The 345-nt window shown below is 66.4% G+C and carries 1 protein-coding gene; it reads right to left on the minus strand.

Annotation, left to right across the window (positions count from 1 at the left end):
- Window positions 1-345, minus strand: a 345-nt coding sequence (locus EN818_RS31260; protein WP_245521435.1) for a sugar phosphate nucleotidyltransferase, incomplete at both ends; no start/stop codon positions are given.

A 345-nucleotide genomic window follows, 5' to 3' on the forward strand; every position in this document is an offset into this window, starting at 1 on the left:
AGTCGATCGAGGTCGACGGGATCGCCGAATAGAGCTCCAGCGGCATGTAGAGGCCGGAAAGATCGCTGGTCGCCGCGTGATAGGCCGCTTTCGTCGCCTGCCAGATCTTCGGCTCGAAGGCGGCGAAGGCATCGCGCATGGCGCCGGCGCGAAACAGGAAGATGCCGGTGTTCCAGTAGAAACTGCCGGCGTCGAGATAGGTTTGCGCCGTGGCGAGGTCGGGCTTCTCGACGAAGCGCGAGACGTCGAACACGCCGTCCCGGTCGGCGGCGACCTCGATATAGCCGTAGCCCGTCGCGGGTTGCGTCGGCTTGATGCCGAACACCACCAGGCGGCCGGCGCCCG

This window comes from Mesorhizobium sp. M3A.F.Ca.ET.175.01.1.1, from assembly GCF_004791945.1.
GTDB lineage: Bacteria > Pseudomonadota > Alphaproteobacteria > Rhizobiales > Rhizobiaceae > Mesorhizobium.